The sequence below is a fragment of the Salinispora pacifica DSM 45544 genome, from assembly GCF_000378845.1.
GTDB lineage: Bacteria > Actinomycetota > Actinomycetes > Mycobacteriales > Micromonosporaceae > Micromonospora > Micromonospora pacifica.
The window spans coordinates 5,153,447-5,171,955 of record NZ_KB905359.1 but is presented as its reverse complement, the minus strand read 5'-3'; the positions used below and the strand labels follow the sequence as shown (position 1 = coordinate 5,171,955).

9 protein-coding genes and 8 pseudogenes are annotated in these 18,509 nt (G+C 71.2%); 4 read left to right on the top strand and 13 right to left on the bottom strand.

The annotated features are described in order from the left end of the window. The first annotated feature begins 172 nt into the window (after positions 1 to 172). Positions 173 to 1,023 (top strand): annotated as a pseudogene (locus tag SALPAC3_RS27575) (IS5 family transposase). A 38-nt stretch (positions 1,024 to 1,061) separates the two neighbouring features. On the opposite strand, the gene SALPAC3_RS28490 reads toward SALPAC3_RS27575, so the two are convergent. Both SALPAC3_RS28490 and SALPAC3_RS27570 read right to left on the bottom strand, forming a co-directional pair. Then, entirely contained in the window at positions 1,062 to 1,397 is a 336-nt protein-coding gene (locus tag SALPAC3_RS28490) for a hypothetical protein (protein WP_198290357.1), read from the bottom strand. A 618-nt stretch (positions 1,398 to 2,015) separates the two neighbouring features. Next, positions 2,016 to 2,291 (bottom strand): annotated as a pseudogene (locus SALPAC3_RS27570) (IS5/IS1182 family transposase); the annotation flags it as partial. Between the two features lie 71 nt (positions 2,292 to 2,362). On the opposite strand from SALPAC3_RS27570, the gene SALPAC3_RS0123610 reads away from it, so the two are divergent. Beyond that, a complete protein-coding gene (locus tag SALPAC3_RS0123610) occupies positions 2,363 to 3,751 on the top strand; it encodes an IS701 family transposase (RefSeq protein WP_018223643.1) in 1,389 nt (462 codons plus the stop codon). A gap of 96 nt (positions 3,752 to 3,847) precedes the next feature. Further along, positions 3,848 to 4,360 (top strand): annotated as a pseudogene (locus tag SALPAC3_RS0123605) (transposase); the annotation flags it as partial. Positions 4,361 to 4,380: 20 nt separating this feature from the next. Here SALPAC3_RS0123605 and SALPAC3_RS0123600 read toward each other — a convergent pair. The 6 genes and pseudogenes from SALPAC3_RS0123600 to SALPAC3_RS28090 form a co-directional block, all read right to left on the bottom strand. Beyond that, positions 4,381 to 4,955 (bottom strand): annotated as a pseudogene (locus SALPAC3_RS0123600) (IS5 family transposase); the annotation flags it as partial. Between the two features lie 77 nt (positions 4,956 to 5,032). Beyond that, positions 5,033 to 6,150 (bottom strand): annotated as a pseudogene (locus SALPAC3_RS26190) (IS630 family transposase). An 84-nt stretch (positions 6,151 to 6,234) separates the two neighbouring features. Next, positions 6,235 to 6,669: pseudogene (locus tag SALPAC3_RS26185) on the bottom strand (MIP/aquaporin family protein); the annotation flags it as partial. Positions 6,670 to 6,691: 22 nt separating this feature from the next. Further along, positions 6,692 to 7,117, bottom strand: a pseudogene (locus tag SALPAC3_RS0123585) (IS701 family transposase); the annotation flags it as partial. A 13-nt stretch (positions 7,118 to 7,130) separates the two neighbouring features. Beyond that, a pseudogene (locus SALPAC3_RS26180) lies at positions 7,131 to 8,381 on the bottom strand (IS701 family transposase). A 79-nt stretch (positions 8,382 to 8,460) separates the two neighbouring features. Next, positions 8,461 to 8,598 carry a hypothetical protein gene (locus SALPAC3_RS28090; protein WP_155244132.1) on the bottom strand — a complete coding sequence of 46 codons (138 nt, stop codon included), beginning with the start codon at positions 8,596 to 8,598 and terminating at the stop codon, positions 8,461 to 8,463. A 2-nt stretch (positions 8,599 to 8,600) separates the two neighbouring features. Here SALPAC3_RS28090 and SALPAC3_RS29110 point away from each other — a divergent pair, with 2 nt between their 5' ends. Continuing rightward, on the top strand, positions 8,601 to 8,723 hold the full coding sequence (locus tag SALPAC3_RS29110) for a hypothetical protein (RefSeq protein ID WP_018223636.1): 123 nt from the start codon (positions 8,601 to 8,603) through the stop codon (positions 8,721 to 8,723). A 197-nt stretch (positions 8,724 to 8,920) separates the two neighbouring features. Here SALPAC3_RS29110 and SALPAC3_RS26175 read toward each other — a convergent pair whose 3' ends face one another. The 5 genes from SALPAC3_RS26175 to SALPAC3_RS0123550 all read right to left on the bottom strand — a co-directional run bounded on the left by SALPAC3_RS26175 (position 8,921) and on the right by SALPAC3_RS0123550 (position 18,494). Next, positions 8,921 to 9,262 carry a hypothetical protein gene (locus SALPAC3_RS26175; RefSeq protein ID WP_232430539.1) on the bottom strand — a complete coding sequence of 114 codons (342 nt, stop codon included), beginning with the start codon at positions 9,260 to 9,262 and terminating at the stop codon, positions 8,921 to 8,923. Positions 9,263 to 9,325: 63 nt separating this feature from the next. Continuing rightward, positions 9,326 to 11,629 (bottom strand): lantibiotic dehydratase, encoded by a 2,304-nt coding sequence (locus tag SALPAC3_RS0123565; RefSeq protein WP_018223634.1) that lies wholly within the window; start codon positions 11,627 to 11,629, stop codon positions 9,326 to 9,328. Beyond that, positions 11,629 to 12,684 carry a methyltransferase gene (locus SALPAC3_RS0123560; RefSeq protein WP_018223633.1) on the bottom strand — a complete coding sequence of 352 codons (1,056 nt, stop codon included), beginning with the start codon at positions 12,682 to 12,684 and terminating at the stop codon, positions 11,629 to 11,631. Before SALPAC3_RS0123560 ends, SALPAC3_RS0123565 begins: the two co-directional genes overlap by 1 nt. A gap of 13 nt (positions 12,685 to 12,697) precedes the next feature. After that, positions 12,698 to 14,047, bottom strand: a complete 1,350-nt coding sequence (locus tag SALPAC3_RS0123555) for an MFS transporter (protein ID WP_018223632.1) — start codon at positions 14,045 to 14,047, stop codon at positions 12,698 to 12,700. Beyond that, positions 14,040 to 18,494: a non-ribosomal peptide synthetase gene (locus SALPAC3_RS0123550; RefSeq protein ID WP_050563754.1), complete on the bottom strand. Its 4,455-nt coding sequence runs from the start codon at positions 18,492 to 18,494 to the stop codon at positions 14,040 to 14,042. Before SALPAC3_RS0123550 ends, SALPAC3_RS0123555 begins: the two co-directional genes overlap by 8 nt. Between the last annotated feature and the right edge of the window lie 15 nt (positions 18,495 to 18,509).

Here is an 18,509-nt window from a genome sequence, read left to right as displayed (position 1 = left end):
AGCAACGGTGACGGGGCCTCCGTGCGGGGTCGTGGCCCTCGGTCGCGCACCATCGCCGCCCTATCTCGGCGGCCATCCATCGACACACCCCCGAGAAGTCTTCCCATCTGTTCATACGTGTGTTCGACTAGGCGGTGTCTTCAAAGGATCTTGATGTCGGATGATGTAGCGCGTGGGTCGTCGCTACGAGTTGTCTGACGTCGAGTGGGAAGCGCTGTCGAGGTACCTGCCGTCGGCGGTGACGGGTGGTCGGCCTCGGGTCGATGACCGGAGGGTGCTCAACGGGATCGTGTGGAAGATCCGAGCCGGGGCGGCGTGGCGGGACGTGCCCGCCCGCTACGGATCCTGGCAATCGATCTACACCCGTTTCCGCAGGTGGGCCCTGGACGGGACATTCGAGCGGATGCTGTCCGGGGTCCAGGTCGACGCGGACGCTGCCGGTGACATCGACTGGCTGGTCTCGGTCGACTCGACCATCGTGCGAGCCCACCAGCACGCCGCCGGCGCTAAAGGGGGCGGCGAGAAACGGACGAACCACAAGATCACGCCCTCGGTCGATCTCGAGGTGGACTGACCACCAAGATTCACCTCGCCTGCGACGGCCTGGGCCGAACCCTGGCGTTCGTGCTCTCCGGCGGCAACGTCAACGACTGCACCCGCTTCACCCAGGTCCTCGCCGACATCCGTGTCGAGCGGCCGGGTCCCGGCCGGCCCCGCGTGCGCCCGGACCACGTCATCGCCGACAAGGGCTACAGCTCCAAAGCCATCCGCGTCGACCTACGCCGACGCGGCATCGGGCACACCATCCCAGAACGCGCCGACCAGCAGGCCAACCGCCGCCGACGAGGCAGCCGAGGCGGCCGGCCACCAGCGTTCGACAAGCAGCTCTACAAACGGCGCAACGTCGTCGAACGCTGCTTCAATCGGCTCAAGCAGTGCCGCAGCCTCGCGACGCGCTACGACAAGACAGCGACCTCATACCGGGCCACCGTCACCATCGCCGCGCTACTCCAATGGTTGTGAACCTTTGAAGACACGGCCTAGCACGCCCTGACCGGCACTCACCGGAGGTCTTCGACAGCGTGAACTACCCCTCCCACCCCCACCGTCGCCCCGCCATGCCACTGGTCGCCCGCGCGGCACACGCCGCCACCGCCGCCTACCAGCGCGCAATGACCAGTAAGCGCGAACGCCTGTACCAGCAGGAGATATACCGGCTCCGGCAGGAGAACGCGTGGCTCCGGAACGAAGTCCGGCACTGCTGGGATGCCATCGACGGGATGGGCCACGACATGGAGGTGCGGCGCCAGGAATTCGTCCTGGGCGAGTTGCTTGCCCGGGCGGACACCCGCAGGCAGACGGCGGTCGTCGATCAACGGCGCCTGCTGGAGGTTCACCTTCCGCCGCCGAAGCCGAGGAAGCCGTCCGGGCCACCTACGCGGAGGGCTACGCCGACGGGATCATGCGCCGCAGGACCGACGGCCAAAACTGAGTTCCCCTACCGGTCCCCTACAACGAATCAGGCCCCCTCGCTGGAGGGGGCCTGACCTGCAGTGCGGGAGATCATATTTGAGTGTCCGAGGGGCGATCGATACCGCCGCCCCACCATCACAGTGCATGAACGATGACGTGGTAGTCAGCTATGGATTGTAGCTGCCCGGCACTCGCCCCATGCCGCAATGGAGACCGACCGCTAAGGGCCGATGAAGGCTGACCGCCGCACTCGTGCCAGCGCTCGGACTCGCCTGGCCGCAATGGAGACCGACCGCTACGGGCCGATGAAGGGCCGCTCTCACACCGGCGAGCCGGGTAGCACTATGACGGCCGCAATGGAGACCGGCCGCTACGGGCCGGTGAAGGAGTAACCCATCCGGCGGGTAGGCCCATCAGCCACTCGACGCCGCAATGGAGACCGACCGCTACGGGCCGGTGAAGGGACCGCACAACCGTTTGGCGATGGGAACACGGCAAGCAGCCGCAATGGAGACCGACCGCTAGGCCGTGTCTTCAAAGGTTCACAACCATTGGAGTAGCGCGGCGATGGTGACGGTGGCCCGGTATGAGGTCGCTGTCTTGTCGTAGCGCGTCGCGAGGCTGCGGCACTGCTTGAGCCGATTGAAGCAGCGTTCGACGACGTTGCGCCGTTTGTAGAGCTGCTTGTCGAACGCTGGTGGCCGGCCGCCTCGGCTGCCTCGTCGGCGGCGGTTGGCCTGCTGGTCGGCGCGTTCTGGGATGGTGTGCCCGATGCCGCGTCGGCGTAGGTCGACGCGGATGGCTTTGGAGCTGTAGCCCTAATAGTGCTTTGTTAGGTCGTTGTGGCGTGTCGCTTATATGAGCACCGTGGCGGTGTTTGGCTGCGCCGGTGGATGAACGGGAACTCGCCCGGGTGCGGGGGCAGTTGGAGGACTTCGCCGCAGGGGTGTTCGCGGGGTTGCCGCGGTCGGATCAGCGGGCGACGGGTCTGCGGTATCTGCGTGGGCTGATGCTGGATGGTCGGCGCAAGTCGATGCAGCCGATGGCGCAGCGGCTCGGCGTTGATCACCAGCAGTTGCAGCAGTTCCTAACCTCGTCCACGTGGGACGTCGGCGGTGTGCGACGGCGGATGGCCACCGCTGCGGTCGACGTGGTGACGCCGCAGGTGTGGGTGGTCGACGACACCGGATTCCCGAAGGACGGCAAGGCTTCGGCGTGTGTGGCCCGGCAGTATTCCGGCACCCTGGGCAAGGTCGCCAACTGCCAGATCGCCGTCAGTGTTCACGCGGCGACCGACACGGCATCGGCGGTGCTGAACTGGCGGTTGTTCCTGCCGGAGTCCTGGGACGAGGGCTGCGTGCCCGGCCCGGACGGCAAGCCCGCGAACCCGCACGCCCGCAGGCTGCGCCAGCAGCCCGTCACCCGCGATCAGGCCGGGGCGAAGAAACCCCACTCGCGGGTGCGGCTGCCACCCGTCGAGCAGATCGCGCAGATCCGCCGTCGGCGGGCGGCATCCAAGGCCCCCGACACCGAGCGGTACCGGCCGAAGTGGCTGATGGCCCTGGAAATGCTCGACGAGTTGGCCGAGTGGGGACTGTGTCCACCGCTGCTGACCGCCGACGCCGGCTACGGGCAGGTCGCCGAGTTCCGTCAGGGCCTGACCGAACGCGGCATTCCCTACATCGTGGCGACCACGTCGTCGACCACCGCGCAACCCGGCCACGCCCAACCCGTGCAGGTGCCCTACGCCGGAGCCGGCCCGCATCCCACACCGCGCTACCCCCAGCCAGCCCGCACCCTGAAAAACCTCGCCCTCACCCACGGCGCCGACGCGGCGCGTCTGGTGCGCTGGCGCGACCGGCTACCCACACCCGAACGCACCCCGGACCGGCCCGCCGGTGACCTGTCCGGGCACTTCTTCGCCCTGCGGGTGCGTCCCGCCGGCCGGGCCATCCAACGCGGCCCCCACCGCGGCGACGACGGCGTCCTGCCCGAATGCTGGCTGCTCGTGCAATGGCCTCCCAGCCAGGACGAACCCAGCGACTACTGGCTGTCCAACCTACCCACCGACACGCCCCTTGCCGAACTGGTCCGCCTGGCCAAAAGCCGCTGGCGCATCGAACACGACTACCGCGAACTCAAAACCGCCCTCGGCCTCGACCACTTCGAAGGACGATCCTGGATCGGCTGGCACCGCCACGTCACCCTCACCGCAGCCGCCCAACTGTTCCTCACCCAACTGAGGCTGACACACCCAAAAGCAGCAGGGCAGGCCTGAGCCTCTACGCCATCCTCCGCGAACTGCAATACCTACTCGCGACCTGGCTCGGACTCTGCCCTCTCTGCCACCAACTCGTCCCGACCTAACAAAGCACTACTAGCCCTACTGCGCGCGTTGGACACCGCCTGCCTCAACGCCGAAGAACTGGCCACGGCCGCAGAACAGTCTTTTGATCAACACCCGGACGCCGAGATCATCACCAGCTTCGCAGGCCTCGGTCGACTCATCGGCGCCCGGGTACTCGCCGAAATCGGAGATGACCGATCCCGCTTCGCTGATACACGAGCACTGAAATCGTATGCCGGTTCCGCCCCGATCACCCGCGCCTCCGGCAAGAGCCTGATCGTCATGCACCGACGAGTGAAAAACCAGCGCCTCGCCCACGCCAGCCATCTCTGGGCCTTCTCCGCCCTCACCGCCTCCCCCGGCGCCCACGCTCACTACCAACGCCGACGAACCGCCGGCGACGGCCACACCGCCGCCCTGCGCCACCTGTCCAACCGGCTCCTTGGCTGCCTTCACCACTGCCTGCAAACCCGACAGCTCTACCAGGAGACAACCGCCTTCACCCCACCCCAACCACAACAGCTACCCACCGCAGCTTGACACCAAATTGCGTGGGATGTCTTGTCGGCGATGACGTGGTCCGGGCGCACGCGGGGCCGGCCGGGACCCGGCCGCTCGACACGGATGTCGGCGAGGACCTGGGTGAAGCGGGTGCAGTCGTTGACGTTGCCGCCGGAGAGCACGAACGCCAGGGTTCGGCCCAGGCCGTCGCAGGCGAGGTGAATCTTGGTGGTCAGTCCACCTCGAGATCGACCGAGGGCGTGATCTTGTGGTTCGTCCGTTTCTCGCCGCCCCCTTTAGCGCCGGCGGCGTGCTGGTGGGCTCGCACGATGGTCGAGTCGACCGAGACCAGCCAGTCGATGTCACCGGCAGCGTCCGCGTCGACCTGGACCCCGGACAGCATCCGCTCGAATGTCCCGTCCAGGGCCCACCTGCGGAAACGGGTGTAGATCGATTGCCAGGATCCGTAGCGGGCGGGCACGTCCCGCCACGCCGCCCCGGCTCGGATCTTCCACACGATCCCGTTGAGCACCCTCCGGTCATCGACCCGAGGCCGACCACCCGTCACCGCCGACGGCAGGTACCTCGACAGCGCTTCCCACTCGACGTCAGACAACTCGTAGCGACGACCCACGCGCTACATCATCCGACACCAAGATCCTTTGAAGACACCGCCTAGTGCTGTGACCACGAACGTTTGCGGTGTTGGGGTCAGGCTGCTCGGGTAGCTGGCTGGCCCCAGCGTCGTTGTCGTTCGCTGCGGATGCGGGCGCGTTCTCGGCGTTGGGCGGCCAGGACGTCGGGGTGGCGGGCGTTGGCGTTGCGCCAGCGTAGGTAGGCCTGCAGTCGCCGGGTCAGCGCGGGGTGGTTGGGGTGGTTCGAGCCGGCGATGACGAAGGTGCGCAGCGGTCCGAACTGGGCCTCGATGGGGTTGGCCCAGGAGGCGTAGGTCGGGGTGAAGCAGAGCTCAACTTTGTTCCGTGCCGCCCACGTGCGGATCTCGCGGCTCTTGTGCGCGGACAGGTTGTCCAGGATGACGTAGATGGGTGCCCCATCCGGTCGGGCGGCGCGGATCGATGTGAGCGCGGCGAGGGTGTTCGCGGCGCTCTTACGACGGCGCACGACGCCCCAGAGTTGGTCATCACCGAGGCTGTAGCAGCCGTGGAACTGCCGGACCCCGTGCAGCTTGTGGTAGTTCGCGGGCAGCCGGTGCGGACGCTCGCGGGCGCCCATCCAGTGCCGGCCTGCGGGCGGATGGCCAGGGGCCCGAACTCGTCGAAGGCGAACACCCGCTGCGGGAAGCTGCTGCTGACGTACTCGATCCGGGCGAGCTTGGCATCGCGGTGTGGGTCGGTGGACTCCTTCCACGTCTTGGTCCGCTGGAAGGTGATCCGATGCCGCTGCAGGATCTGCCGTAGCCGTTCCCGCCCTATCCGCACACGGCGGGTCGCGTGCAGGCGCAGGTGGTCGGCGAGTTTGCGGATGCTCCACCGGGTGAACGGCCGCCCCAGCTTCTCGGGGCGGGTGTTGGCCGTCTCGACGATGAACTGCTCTTCGTCAGGACTGATCTGGCGGGGACGGCCACCCGCCCACTGAGGGTCCAGGCTGGCCATCCCCATCTCGTTGAACCGGTGGATGACCTGCCGGATCGTGTCCTCATCGGCTTGGACCAAGCGGGCGATCGCCGGCACCGTGTTCCCACCAGCCGAAGCGAGCACGACCATCGACCGCCGCAACCGGATCGGCGAGCCGGTACCTCTACGAGTGATCCTCAGCAGCTGCTGACCCTCCTGATCACTGAGCCGCCGCACGCGAACGAGTTCTGCCACCGCCACAGCCTGACCGCCACGACGCCGCCCGGCCGGCAGGCCAGACGGCGTGTCAACCAACACCGTGAACGTTCGTGGTCACGGCACTAGCGGCCCGATGATGGGCACCCAAAAGTACGGATATCCACTCGGGTCCAGGAAGGCCGTCTCGTACCCGGTGAGGAAGGACGCGAGGCGGGGGCCGAAGTCACGGGCCGGGTTGATCGCGTAGCCGGCGTTGACGGCGAACGCCATGCCAATCGCGACCACGATCAGGCCGACGATCAGCGGGGCAAGGTTGGCACCGGGCAAAGAGTTGCGGGCGTCGGTTACGGCAAAGATCACAAACAGCAGGATCGCCGTGCCAATGATCTGGTCACGCAGGGCGCCCCACTCAGTCATGCCAGCACCCGGCAGAGTCGAGAAGACGCCCTGACTCTTGCTGGTCAAGCCCGGGTCAAACCGCTGCAGCACCTCGCTGTAGTTCCAGCGAATGATCAGGGCCGCGACGAACGCCCCGGCGGTCTGTGCGAGGGCATAGTACGGCAGCCGCCATTCGTGATCATGGCTGGAGTTCGAGGGTGAGTCGCCGGGCGTAGTGGGCTCGTCTGGCTCGTGCCTGGTGGTGGCGTCGCCATCGTGACCAGCGCAGGTGGTAGGCGATGCTGCGCGTCGGCCGGATCAGTAGGACGTTGATCAGGCGGCGGATTTCGTTGACGGTCAGGTCGATCATGTCGGGTTGAGCGGGACGGTCTGCTGATCGGGCGGCGGCGGCGCAGATCGCGAGGACCGCGAGGGCTGCCAGGGCGAGGGTGGTGAACCGGTGCCAGGACGTCCAGCGGCGGACCTGGTGCTGGTCAAGCCCAACCTGTCCCTTTCCGGTCTGGAAACTCTCTTCCACGATCCATCTGATTCCGGCCACGCGGACCAGTTGGGCGAGTGTGACCGGGCCCGGCGCCCAGCAGCGGTAGAACGCCAGCTCACCAGTAGGGCGTAGAGGGTCAGGCCGGCGCGGGGGCTTTTGGGTCGAGGCGTTGCAGGGTGCAGAAGGCGTGGGCGGCGGATACGAGGGTGACGTGGTGGTGCCAGCCTTGCCAGGTGCGGCCCTCGTAGTGGTCGAGGCCGAGTCCGGTTTTCAGTTCGCGGTAGTCGTGTTCGATGCGCCAGCGGAGTTTCGCCCATCGGATGAGGGTGCGTTTCGGCGTGGTGGCGGGCAGGTTCGACAGCCAGTACTTGGTGGGTTCGTCGCGCTCGGGTGGCCATTCGGCGATCAGCCACGCTTCGGGTAGGTCCTGGTCGCGGTGTGCGGCGAGTAGGACCCGTCCGGCTGGGCGGACCCGTAGGAACACGAACCGGGAGCGCATCCTCACGGGCCGGCCGGCGCGGTTACGGGAGCCGTCACGCCAGTACACCGGCTGGGCCGCGGCAGCGCCGTGGCACAGGACCAGATCCTTGACCGAGGTCGCGGGGTTGCGGTATCGCAGTGTCGGTCGCCGGCCTGTCCACGCTGCCGGTGGCGCGGTCCGTGCCGCTTCCTGCCGTTAAACGCCGATCGTGGTGGCCATCTGCACCACATAGGACAAGCCACGCCCAATCGGGCCGTGGCGGAACTCGCCGCTGTCGCCGTACCCGGCGTCCGCCACGATCACCGGCGGCGTCAGCCCCCACCCGATCACCTCGTCGATCATGTCCAACCCGAGACGCCGCTTCTCCCGATGCCCGACCTCGCCAGGGATCTGCGATCGCACACGCCGCGCATCGACATCAGCCGCAGCGGCCGGCGAGGCGGGATCCCACGACTCCGGCAGGAACAACCGCCAGTCGACCGGACACGACGCGACATCGGTGACCCGGTTCAGACTCACCCCGATCTGACAGTTGGTGACCTTGCCCGCCGTACCGGTGTACTGCCGAGCCACACCCGGCGACGCCCTACCGCACTTGAGCCAACCCGTGTCATCCAGAGCCCACGCCGCCGGCCCGATCGCCTCATCCATCCGCACCGCCAGCCGCCGCCGCACCGGCACCACGTCCCACGGACTGTTCGTCACAAAATGGTTCAACGCCTGATCATGCACACCCGGCAGATGCCCCGCCATCGGCTGGATCGACTTACGCCGCCCATCCACCATCGACCCACGCACATACTGCCCAGCCCGGTCCTGCCACCCAGCACGAGTCAACGACCCGAACACCTCACCGGTGAACTCGGCCAGACCCTCACCCAGACGCTCCACTTCCCAAACATCCACACCAGAGCCAACAACTCACCACACCAACAGTCCTCGAACTATGCCCAAATGCGACAAAGCGCAACCTTGTGATTGGTTGTCACGTACGCGCGGGTCCTCCGGCGACGTGCGAGACGGTGTCGGTCACCTCCGCGAAGCCGCCGGCGCGTACGCGCTCGAACGTCAGCCTGGTGAGGTGTCGCTCGAAGCCCCGGCAGCGGGTTCGGGGATGATGCACGGATGGCACACGTCCTCGAGGCAGCGGCTCCGCTCCGCGGCCGGGCACGGGCCTTTCTGGCCGAGAACGCCCGCGTGATGCCGGTCGGCACCGGCCCGACGACGACCGTTGCCGGGCGGCCATGAAGGCGACGTTCGGACACAGCGACGAACAGGCGTTGGCCGCGCTGCGACACCTCCAGCGTCGGTACTCCGGGCTGACGTACCGCAGCGCGTTCCCGCGAGAGCGAGATCGTCTTCGAGCCCGTGTTCGACGTCGACCACGACGAGAAACAGATCAGGTTCGACTTCGCCATCTCGGACACCGATCCGGACGGTTGCCGCTACGGCTTCCCGCGTCCCGACGGCACGGTGTGGTTCGGCCACCTGAACACCGCCGTCCCCGCCTTTCCGTCGCTGGACTCTTCATCGAGTGCGACGCCCTGCTGCACCACGCCCACCGTCAGCATCTCCGGTCCACCGAGACGCCGCCCGACGCCGACGCCCACCGGGAGCGACTGCTGGACCGCCATCCCACCCTTCGACGCCTCGACATGGCCAGTGGTCTCTGTGTCGAGTGGTGGGCCGACGAGCGAAGACTCGTGCACGTCGATGGGTTCGCCGCACGGCAGGCAGCGCACGGACGCGGCGCGGGCCGGGTCGCGACCGTGGCGAGGACGTGGCACCTCGACGAGGATGCCGGGTCCGGGTGCGATGACCGGTCCTGATCGCCGGGGATCGACGGTGGGTCACCCCGGCGAGGCGACGAAGCGCAGTTCGGCACTGCGCCGCTGACCGTCCGGGCTGGTGAACCAGAGCTGGTCGGGGGCGGGCAGCATCTCGGTGACGGTGACCCGGGCGTCTGCCCCGGCGGTCCGCGCCGCCCGTCGCGCGGCGCGGGAGAGCACCTCCACCGAGGCGAGGCCGGCCAGGTCGACATAGACCGGCTTCTTCTCCCCGGTGCACCGGACGAAGACGTGCCGGGGCAGCCCGTGCCGGCCCGCCCAGGCCCGGGCGCGGCGGAACCGGCGGGCCTCGTCGGGGTCGGCGGCGAAGTCGATGGCGCCGGCGGGCAGGGTCCACGACTCACGGCTCACCACGAGCCTGCCGATGGTCAACCGGGGCCGGTGCGCAGCCGGGGAGAGGAGCCGGAAGTGCGGCATCAGGTTGGCCGCCACCAGGTCCGCCAGCACCTCCAGCAGGTCGTGGCACACGCCGTCGCGGCGCCGCCGGACGACGAGCCGGCCGTCGCTGTCGAGCACCTCGCAGCCACCGACCACCAGGTCGTGCTCCGGGTCATGGCCGCAGGTGTCGGGGGCGAAGACCAGACGACGATCCGCGGGGGCGTGCAGTCTCGGGGACAACCGGGTCGCGCTGCCGCCCTGCGCGCCCGTGGACGCCAGCCGGACCGTGCCGGCCGACAGGTCCGCCGCCATCGCCCGGGCCAACTCGTCCGGCGCGGGGTGGCACTCCACCCAGCTGGCGTACCGCATCGTGTGGTATCCGGGGTGCAGCTCCCCGAGGACCCAGTCGACGTTCCCGGCGACCACGGCGGCCAGGTCCGGCGCGGCGATCATCAGGTCCGGGCTGTGCTGGGCCGCCGCCGGCCAGCCCGGCGGGCCGGCGGGGAACGCGGCGGCGACGCCGGCCCGCAGACCGGCGGCGTCCCGCCACACCCGGCGCTCGCCGTCGTCGACGGCGAGCAGCCGTTCCCAGCGGGCGGCCAGGGCGCGGGTCAGCGGTCGCACCACCGGCTCCGGGTCGTCGATGAGCACTCCCCGGGCGGCCAGCCACAGCTCCGCCAGCGGCACCGGCCCACCCGGCCGCCGGGTGGCGAGCTGGTCGAAGAGGGTCCGAAGCGCCCGCCGGTAGAGGGCCGCACCGGCCGCCGTGTACCACCGGGCACTGTCCAGCAGCAGAGCCAGCGGAGCGCGGAGCGCGTCCAGCGCCGCCGGACCGATCGTGATCGTGTCCGGCTCCCGGCACTCCTCGAAGACCAGGGTACGACCGGCGTACAGCTGACCAGCCGCGCGGACCGGGGCCTCGCCGGTCAGGTCGGTGAAGGTCGCGTCCAGGGTGGACAGGGCGTCGCGGACCGCCGTCGCGTCCCCCCGGGCCGCCGCCACCCCCGCCGCCGCGGCGGTGAGCCGGTCGAGGGCGGCGCGGGCGGGTCCGCGTACGGCGGGATCGTCGACCCGGTCCACGACGGCCCGCATGGTGGCGGCCGGGTGCAGGTCGTCCGGGGGTGCCTCCAGGGTCCACTCGATCCGGCGGTCGACGTACAGCCGGTCCAGGGCGGCGCGGATCCGCTCCGGGTCGGTGGTGCGGGCCGCCGGGTCGGCGCGGACCACGTCGACCACCTCCCGTGCGGTCCGGTCGGGTCGCAGCGCCCGCAGCACGGCGGCGTCGACCGGATCCAGAAACACCGGCTCGGCCAGCGGGACACGCAGGTCCTCCCCGTCGGCGTCGAGCAGGGGCAGCAGCCGGGGAACCAGCCACGGACGCAGCGGCGGGGCGAGCGCCCGACCGAGTGCCGCGAGGGCCCAGCCCTCCAGGTAGAGGGTGCGGTCGCCGCCGGTGCCGTCGTGCACGAGGCGGACGGGCTCCACCTGCGCCGGGTCGATCCGCCCCCACCGCAGCGGCCCGAAGAAGCCGATCGTGTCGTTCTTCAGGCAGTACCGGTGCAGGTAGCTGGTGACCAGGGCCTCGATCCGGCGGTGCCGACCGGTGCGGGAGACCGTCCGCGGGTCACGTCGCAGCAGCGTGTCGAACCCGTTGTCCAGCGCGGCCGGGTTCTGCCAGGCGACCGCCTCGCGGACCCGCGGGTCGGCGGCCACCCGGTGCAGTGCCCGCGCGAGGGCCCGCTCGGCGACCCGGAACCGGGCGAGGTAGTCCTCCGCGGGAGCGCCGCCGTTCGCCGCGTCGGCCAACCCGGCCAGCTCCGGGTCGACCAGGGACTCCACGAGGTCGGCGGGGAAACCGGCCGCGCGGACGCAGAACCACTGCCACAGGCCCCAGCCGCCGCCGAGCGCCACCTGGTGCGGGGCGGCCATCAGCCCGCCCGGACCGCGGTCACCAGGTGGTCGCTCTCCGAGCCACCGAGCACCTGCTGGCGTACCTCGGTGAAGCCGGCCTCGTGCAGCAGGCCGACGAGTTCGTCACGGGCGTAGGCCCGACCGCCCTGGGTGTGGAAGAGGTTCAGGCTGAACATCCGGACGAACGCCTCGCCCGGTCCGGCTGGCCGCTCGGGCACCTCCGCGAGCGGTTCGAGCAGGGCCACCCGCCCACCGGGTCGCAGCGCGGCGGCGACCCGGCGCAGCAGGGTCAGCGTCGCGGCCGGCTGGTAGCCGTACACAATGTTGAAGAGCAGCACCAGGTCGTGGCCGGTGCCGTAGTCGACCTCGAAGAGGTCGCCCGCGCGCAGGGTGACCCGGTCGGTAAGCCCGGCGGCGGCGACGGTCTCCGCACCCTGGGCCAGCGCGCCGGCCAGGTCCACGACGGTCGCCCGCAACCGCGGGTTCGCGGTGAGGAAGGCCACCGGGTAGCTCGCGTGCCCGCCGCCGATGTCGAGCAGGCTGCGCGCGTCGGCCGGTACCGGTACCTGCTCGACGATCTCCGCACCGAGCCGGTCGGCGAGGCGACGCAGCATGGTCTGGAAGTCCGCGAGGGTCTGCGGTTGCGTCTCCAGCCAGGCGTAGAAGTCGCCGGTCGGTGCGCCGGAGCGGATCGACGCCTCCAGGTCGTGCCACCAGCCGATGAGAAGCGCCGACCAGAAGGAGAGCACCGGCGCGAAGCTGTCCGGGGCGGCACGCAGCAGCCAGCGCGCGGTGTTGGCGCTGTTGGCGTACCGGCCGTCGGCACGGGTTAGGTAGCCGTAGCCAGCCAGCGCGTCGAGGAGGATGCGCAGGCCGAGCGGGTCGGTGCCGGTACGCGCGGCGAGCTGGTCGACCGGCAGCGGGCCGTCGGCCAGCGCCTCGAAGACCCCCAGGCGCAACGCCGCTCCGGCGCTGCGGAAGGAGACCGCGTCGAGCAGGTCGAGGTACGCGGCGGGGGCGGCGTCGGAGGTGAGGAACTGCTGTTCCTCCTCCGGAGTCAGCGGCACCGGCATGGCGGGGGCTCCTTCACGTGGCTGGTCGACTGTCGGCCGGGGCGGTCTCGGGGTCCGGAGTGTCGTCGGGCAGGGCGTCGGGCAGGGCGTCGGCGCAGCGCAGCGCCGGCCGGGTCCAGGCGAGCGCGGCGAGGAGCACCATCGCCACCCCGGTGACCGCGAAGAGCAGCGCGATCCCCCGGCCGTCCCCGGTGCCGACCACCCGGCCCACCGAGTCGGCGAGCGCCCCGCCGGGACGCAGCAGCGGCTCGAAGACGCCGTCGGCGACCGGCCCGGCCAGCACGTACGCCAGCGGCACGCTGGCGTCACCGATCACCCGGGCGGTGGCCAGCACCCGGCCCAGCAGCGCCGGTTCGGTCTTGGTCTGGATCAGGGTCATGGTGGAGCTGTTCACGATCGGCAGGGTGAAGAGGAACAGCGGGGCGACCACGCCGATCAGCCAGGCGGAGGGGGACGCGGCGTGCAGGACGAGGGCCACTCCCCCGGCGGCGAGTCCACCGCAGACAGCGGTGACCCGGCGGGTCGGCCCGCCCCACGCTCCCATCACGAGGCTGCCGGCGAAGAGACCGGCGCCCCCGGCGAACATCAGCACACCGAGGGTGTCCGCCGTGGTGAACGACAGGATCAGCGGCTGGACCAGCACCCCGGCGAGTCCGAAGAGGAAGTTGTACACGCCAAAAACCATCATGAGCTGGAGCAGGCCGCGCCGTTGCCGCAGGTACCGCCACCCGGCGGTGGCTCCCCGCAGCACCGCCTCGGCGGGACCGGATCGGGCGGGGCGGGCCACCTCGGCGGGGAGCCGGACCAGCAGCAGAGTCGAGGCCGCGACCACGAAGGTGCCCAGGTCGATCGCCATGACCCCGCCGATCCCGATGGTCACCACCAGCACCCCGGCGATCAGCGGGGCGGCGATCTGCACGGCCCGGGAGATCTGCATCAACCCGTTGAACCGGCCCAGGTGACGCTTGCCGACCAACGCCGGGGTCATCGCCTGGTAGGCGACCTGGTGCACGGTGGACGCGGCGGCGCTCACCGCGGTGGCGAGGTAGATGTGCCAGACCGCGAGGGCGTCGGCGGCAACCAGCGCGGCGAGCGCCGCCGTGCCAGCGGCGGCGACGGTGTCGGCGGCCACCATCAAACGGCGGCGGTCCCGGCGGTCCGCGAGCGCGCCGGCGACGGGCGCGAACAGCACCGCCGGCAGCGTCGCGGCGAGGAAGATCAACGCGAACTGGGTGACCGAGCCGGTGCGCTGGTAGACCCAGACACCGAGGACGAACCCGGTGAGGCTCGATCCGACGAGCGACACGAGCTGCCCGAACCAGATCGCCGCCCACCGGGCGGTGGGTGTCGCACGGTCATCCACGGGGCCGCCCGGGCGGTGGGTCGAGAAAGCCGGCGGCCACGAACGCCGCCAGGTAGGTGTGCACCATCCGCTCGTCGGCTGCCGGGCAGGTGACCCCGGCCGCCGCGAGCACCGCCTCGGTGCCGGCGCAGTCGAAGTCCGGCTGCGTCCGGACCGGGGTGTCCGCGCCGAGGAGCGGGGCGAAATGGGCCAGCGCGGCGTCCGGGCGGTCCAGCAGGGCCGCCCGCCAACGGGGGTACGCCACCACCGTCACCGGGTAGCCGAAGCTGGCGAGCGCGGCGGCCAGGGCGGGGTACGAGATGGTCCGGTTGTTGTAGTAGTGGTGGTCTCCGGTGGAACCGGTCCGGGTCAGGTGCCCGATGCCGGTCCCGACGTAGTCGACCGGCGCGAGATCGGCCGGGTCGTCGATCTCCGGTACGGCACCGAGCTGCACGCAGGTTTTCAGCAGCCGGCTGAAGAAGTCGTCGGTGTTGCCGACGCCGCTGCCGGCGTCGCCGGTGATCCGGGCCGGGCGGTGCACGCTGACCGGCAGTCCCCGTTCCCGGGCGGCGCGGACCAGCGCGTCGGCCACCCACTTGCTGGCGTTGTAGCCGTCGTGGAGGCCGTCGCATTCGTCCGGGACGTCGCCCTCGCGGACCAGGGTGCCGGTGCGGGACGGGGTGACGAACACCCCGAGGGTGGAGACGAAGTGCACCGCGCTCGGGCCGCCGGCGGTGGCCAACCGGAGCACCTCCCGGGTGCCGCCGACGTTGGCCGGACGCAGCACCGGGTATGGCTGGACAAAGTTGACCACGCCTCCGTTGTGCACGATCGCGTCCAGCCGTTCGCCCAGCTCGGCGAAGGCCACACCGGTCAGGCCGAGGCGGGGTGCCCCGAGGTCACCGGGGACACCGACAACGCGGTCGGCGTACTCCGGTCGCCAGAGTCCGTACCGGTGGAGGTTGGCGCGGACCCGGTTGATGGCGGCGACCGGTGTGTCGGCGCGGACCAGGCAGTGCATGGTGGCGGTGCTCGCGGCGAGCCAGTCGGCAAGCAGATACGCCCCGAGGAAGCCGGTCGCCCCGGTGCAGAGCACCGTGCGGGGCGGCGAGACCGGCGTCCCGGGGGGTACGGACAGGTCCTCGGGAAGACGGGCCTCGGCGCGGAGCAGGTCACCGCCGCTGCGCGACGTGGGAGCGCCGCCGTCGAGGACGGCGGCGAGACCGGCCAGGTCGGCGGTGGAGAAGACTTCCCGCAGTGGCAACTCCACCCCGAGCGCGGCCTGGATCCGGGTCGCCACGGTCGCCGCGAGCAGCGAGTGTCCGCCTAGGTCGAAGAAGTTGTCGTGCCGCCCGACCGGGCCGGTGTCGAGCAGCTCGGCCCAGATGTCGGCGAGTGTCTTCTCGGTCGGGGTGGCCGGTGCTTCGTGCGCCGGCCGGCCGGTCTCGCCGGGCAGGGGCAGGGCGGCCAGGTCGAGCTTGCCGTGCCGGTTGGTGGGCAGGTCGGGCACCCGGACGAAGGAGGCGGGCACGAGGTGTTCCGGCATCCGGCGGCGCAACGCGATCCGCGCCGCCGGCCCGTCCGGGGTGGTGTCGTCGCCGACCAGGTAGGCGACGAGCCGGGGGCCGGCCGGGGCGTGGTCGACGACGACGGCGGTACGGCGTACCCCGGGCAGGGTGGCGCAGGCCGCCTCGACCTCGCCGATCTCGATCCGGTGGCCCCGGATCTTGACCTGCTGGTCGGTGCGGCCGAGGAATTCGAGGGTGCCGTCGGCGCGGTGCCGGGCCAGGTCACCGGTGCGGTAGAGCCGCGCCCCGGGTGGGCCGTACGGGTCGGGCACGAACCGGGCGGCGGTCTCGGCGGGGTTGCCGAGGTAGCCCCGGGCGGGGGCGGTGCCGCCGACGTACACCTCGCCGCCCAGCCCGATCGGCACCGGCCGCTGGTGGGCGTCGAGGACGTGCACCCGCACGTTCGGCACCGGTCGGCCGATCGGCAACCGGGTCAGGCCGGGCAGTTCACCGGCGTCCACGGTGGCGTACGTGGTGGCGCAGACGGTCGCCTCGGTCGGCCCGTAGTGGTTGTGCAGGGTGACCCGGCCGGCGGTGAGCCCGGCCCAGCGGCGGACGGTCTCCAGGTCGACGGCCTCCCCGCCGACCATCATGGCGCGAAGCGGGCCGACGTCGACCACGCCGGTCCGGGCTGCGAGGTCACCGACCCAGCGTGCCCAGAGCGGCGCGGCGGTGTCGACCAGGGTGAGGCCGTGCTCCCGGCACAGCGCGGTCAGGCCCGCCCCGGTGATCGCGGCCGGCTGCCGGTGCACCACGAGCGTGGCCCCGCTGACCAGCGCCGGAAGGATGTCGCCGACGGAGGCGTCGAAGCTCAGCGGGGGCAGCATGAGCAGCCGGTCACCGGGGGCGATGCCGTGCAGGTCGGCGAACGCCAGCGCCAGGTTGACGGCGGTGCGGTGGCTGACCATCACCCCCTTGGGCGTGCCGGTGGAGCCGGAGGTGTGGATGACGTAGGCGAGTTGGTCCGGGTGGACCGGCCGGGGTTCCACCGGGGACGGGTCCCCGGCCCCACCGGCGTCGACCCGTTGGCCGTCGGCGTCGACGGCGAGGAGTCTGCCGGCGTACGGCCGGTCGCCGCCCTCGTCCGGCGCACCGGCCAGGGTGGCGGCGAGGTCGGAGTCGGTGAGGCAGACCGCGGTGCCCGCGGCGGCGAGCAAGGCGCGCAGCCGGGCCGGCGGGTGGGTGGGGTCCAGTGGCAGGTATCCGGCGCCGGCCTTGAGGATCGCCAGCAGGCCGGTGACGGCGGCGCGGCCGGCGGCCAGCGCGAGCCCGACCGGCTGGTCGGGGCCGACGCCGACGCGGCGCAGGTGGGCGGCGAGCCGGTCGGCGCCGGCGTCCAGTTGGCCGTAGGTCAGCACCGGCCGGGCCGGCCCCTCCGGGCTGATGTCCAGCAGCGCGGGCGCGTCCGGGTCGGCCGCCGCCCGCGCGCCGACCAGATCGTGCAGCCCCACCCCGTCCGGGTACGCCCGGTCAGTGGCGTTCCAGGCGGCCAGGTCGTGCCGCTCGGCGGGACCGGTCAGCTCCACCGTGGAAAGGCGGACGTGCGACCGGGCAGCCAGCGCCGACAGCACGGAGCGGAACCGGTCGACGAACCGGTCGATGGTCACCTGGTCGAAGAGGTCGGTGTTGTAGTCGACCAGGCCGCCGAGTCCGGCCGGGGACTCGTGCACCGCCACGGTGAGGTCCAGGCGGGAGGTCTCCCGGCGGACCGGCACCGGGCGGACGGCGAGACCGGCCCGTGGACCGGCGACGCCGGCCTGGTTCAGGACCAGCATCACCTGGAAGAGCGGGTTGCGGCTGGCGTCGCGGGGCAGCCGGACGGTCTCGACGATCCGTTCGAAGGGCAACGCGGCGTGGGCCAGGGATTCCACGCAGGTGGCCCGGACCCGGGTCAGCGCCTCGGTCAGGGTCGGGTCCCCGGAGAGGTCGGTGCGCAACGGCAGACTGTTCACCAGCAGGCCGACCATCCGCTGCTGTTCGACGTCGGCGCGCAACGTCACCGGGGAGGCCACACACACATCGTCGGTGTCGCCGAGGCGGGCCAGCAGCACCTGGAGGCCGGCAAGCAGAATCATGAAGCGGGTGCAGCCGGTCCGCCGCCCCAGGGCGTCGAGTGACGCGACCAAATCATCGCCTATGTCGAAGCCGTGGGTGCGGCCGGGGAAGGTCTGCACGGCCGGTCGCGGCCGGTCGGTCGGGAGGTCGAGCAGACCGGAGGAGCCGGCCAGTCGGTCGGCCCAGAACCTCCGCAGTTCGTCGGCGGCGGTCCCGGCCGACCGGTCCTGTTGCCACAGCACGTAGTCCGGGAACTGCGCGGCCGGAGGAGCCGGCGGCGCGGCCACCCCGGAGAGACGGCGGTGGTGACCGTCGAGAAGGCCGGTGAGCACGATGCCGACGGACTGCTCGTCGGCGACGATGTGGTGCAGGCTGACCACCAACAGGTGCTCGTCGGCGGCCAGCCGGCCCACCCGGACCCGGACCAGGGGTGCCCGGCTCAGGTCGAAGGGGGTTTCGCTCTCCCGGTGGACGGCGACGGCGACCGCCGCCTCACGGCCGGCGGGTGCCACCGCGGTCAGGTCCTCCACGGCGAGTACGCACCGGGCGGACGGGTCGGCGGCGGGCAGGACGACCTGCTCCACCTCCCCGTCGCGCTCCACGAACGTTGTGCGCAGCGCGTCGTGCGCGGCGACGACCTCGTCCAGCGCGGACTGCAACGCGGCGAGATCCAACCGGCCGGTGATCCGGACCGCCTGGTTGAGCACGTACGCCGGGTTGCCCGGCTGGAGCCGGTCGAGGAACCACATACCCTCCTGCATCGGAGAGAGCGGCACCCGGGTGCCCGGTGCCCGCCGGGGGATGCCGGCGGGCCGGGCCCCGCCGGCGAGCCCCCGGCGGGCCATCAGCTCCCGGATCAG

What these genes read in the sequence shown, in the direction of transcription:
- SALPAC3_RS0123565 (WP_018223634.1), bottom strand. Translation starts at nt 11,629, where the DNA reads ATGGCCGCCCCGCACCAGGTGGCGCTCGGCGGCGGCTGGGGCCTGTGG.
- SALPAC3_RS29110 (WP_018223636.1), top strand. Translation starts at nt 8,601, where the DNA reads ATGGCACACGTCCTCGAGGCAGCGGCTCCGCTCCGCGGCCGGGCACGG.
- SALPAC3_RS0123560 (WP_018223633.1), bottom strand. Translation starts at nt 12,684, where the DNA reads ATGCCGGTGCCGCTGACTCCGGAGGAGGAACAGCAGTTCCTCACCTCC.
- SALPAC3_RS0123550 (WP_050563754.1), bottom strand. Translation starts at nt 18,494, where the DNA reads ATGGCCCGCCGGGGGCTCGCCGGCGGGGCCCGGCCCGCCGGCATCCCC.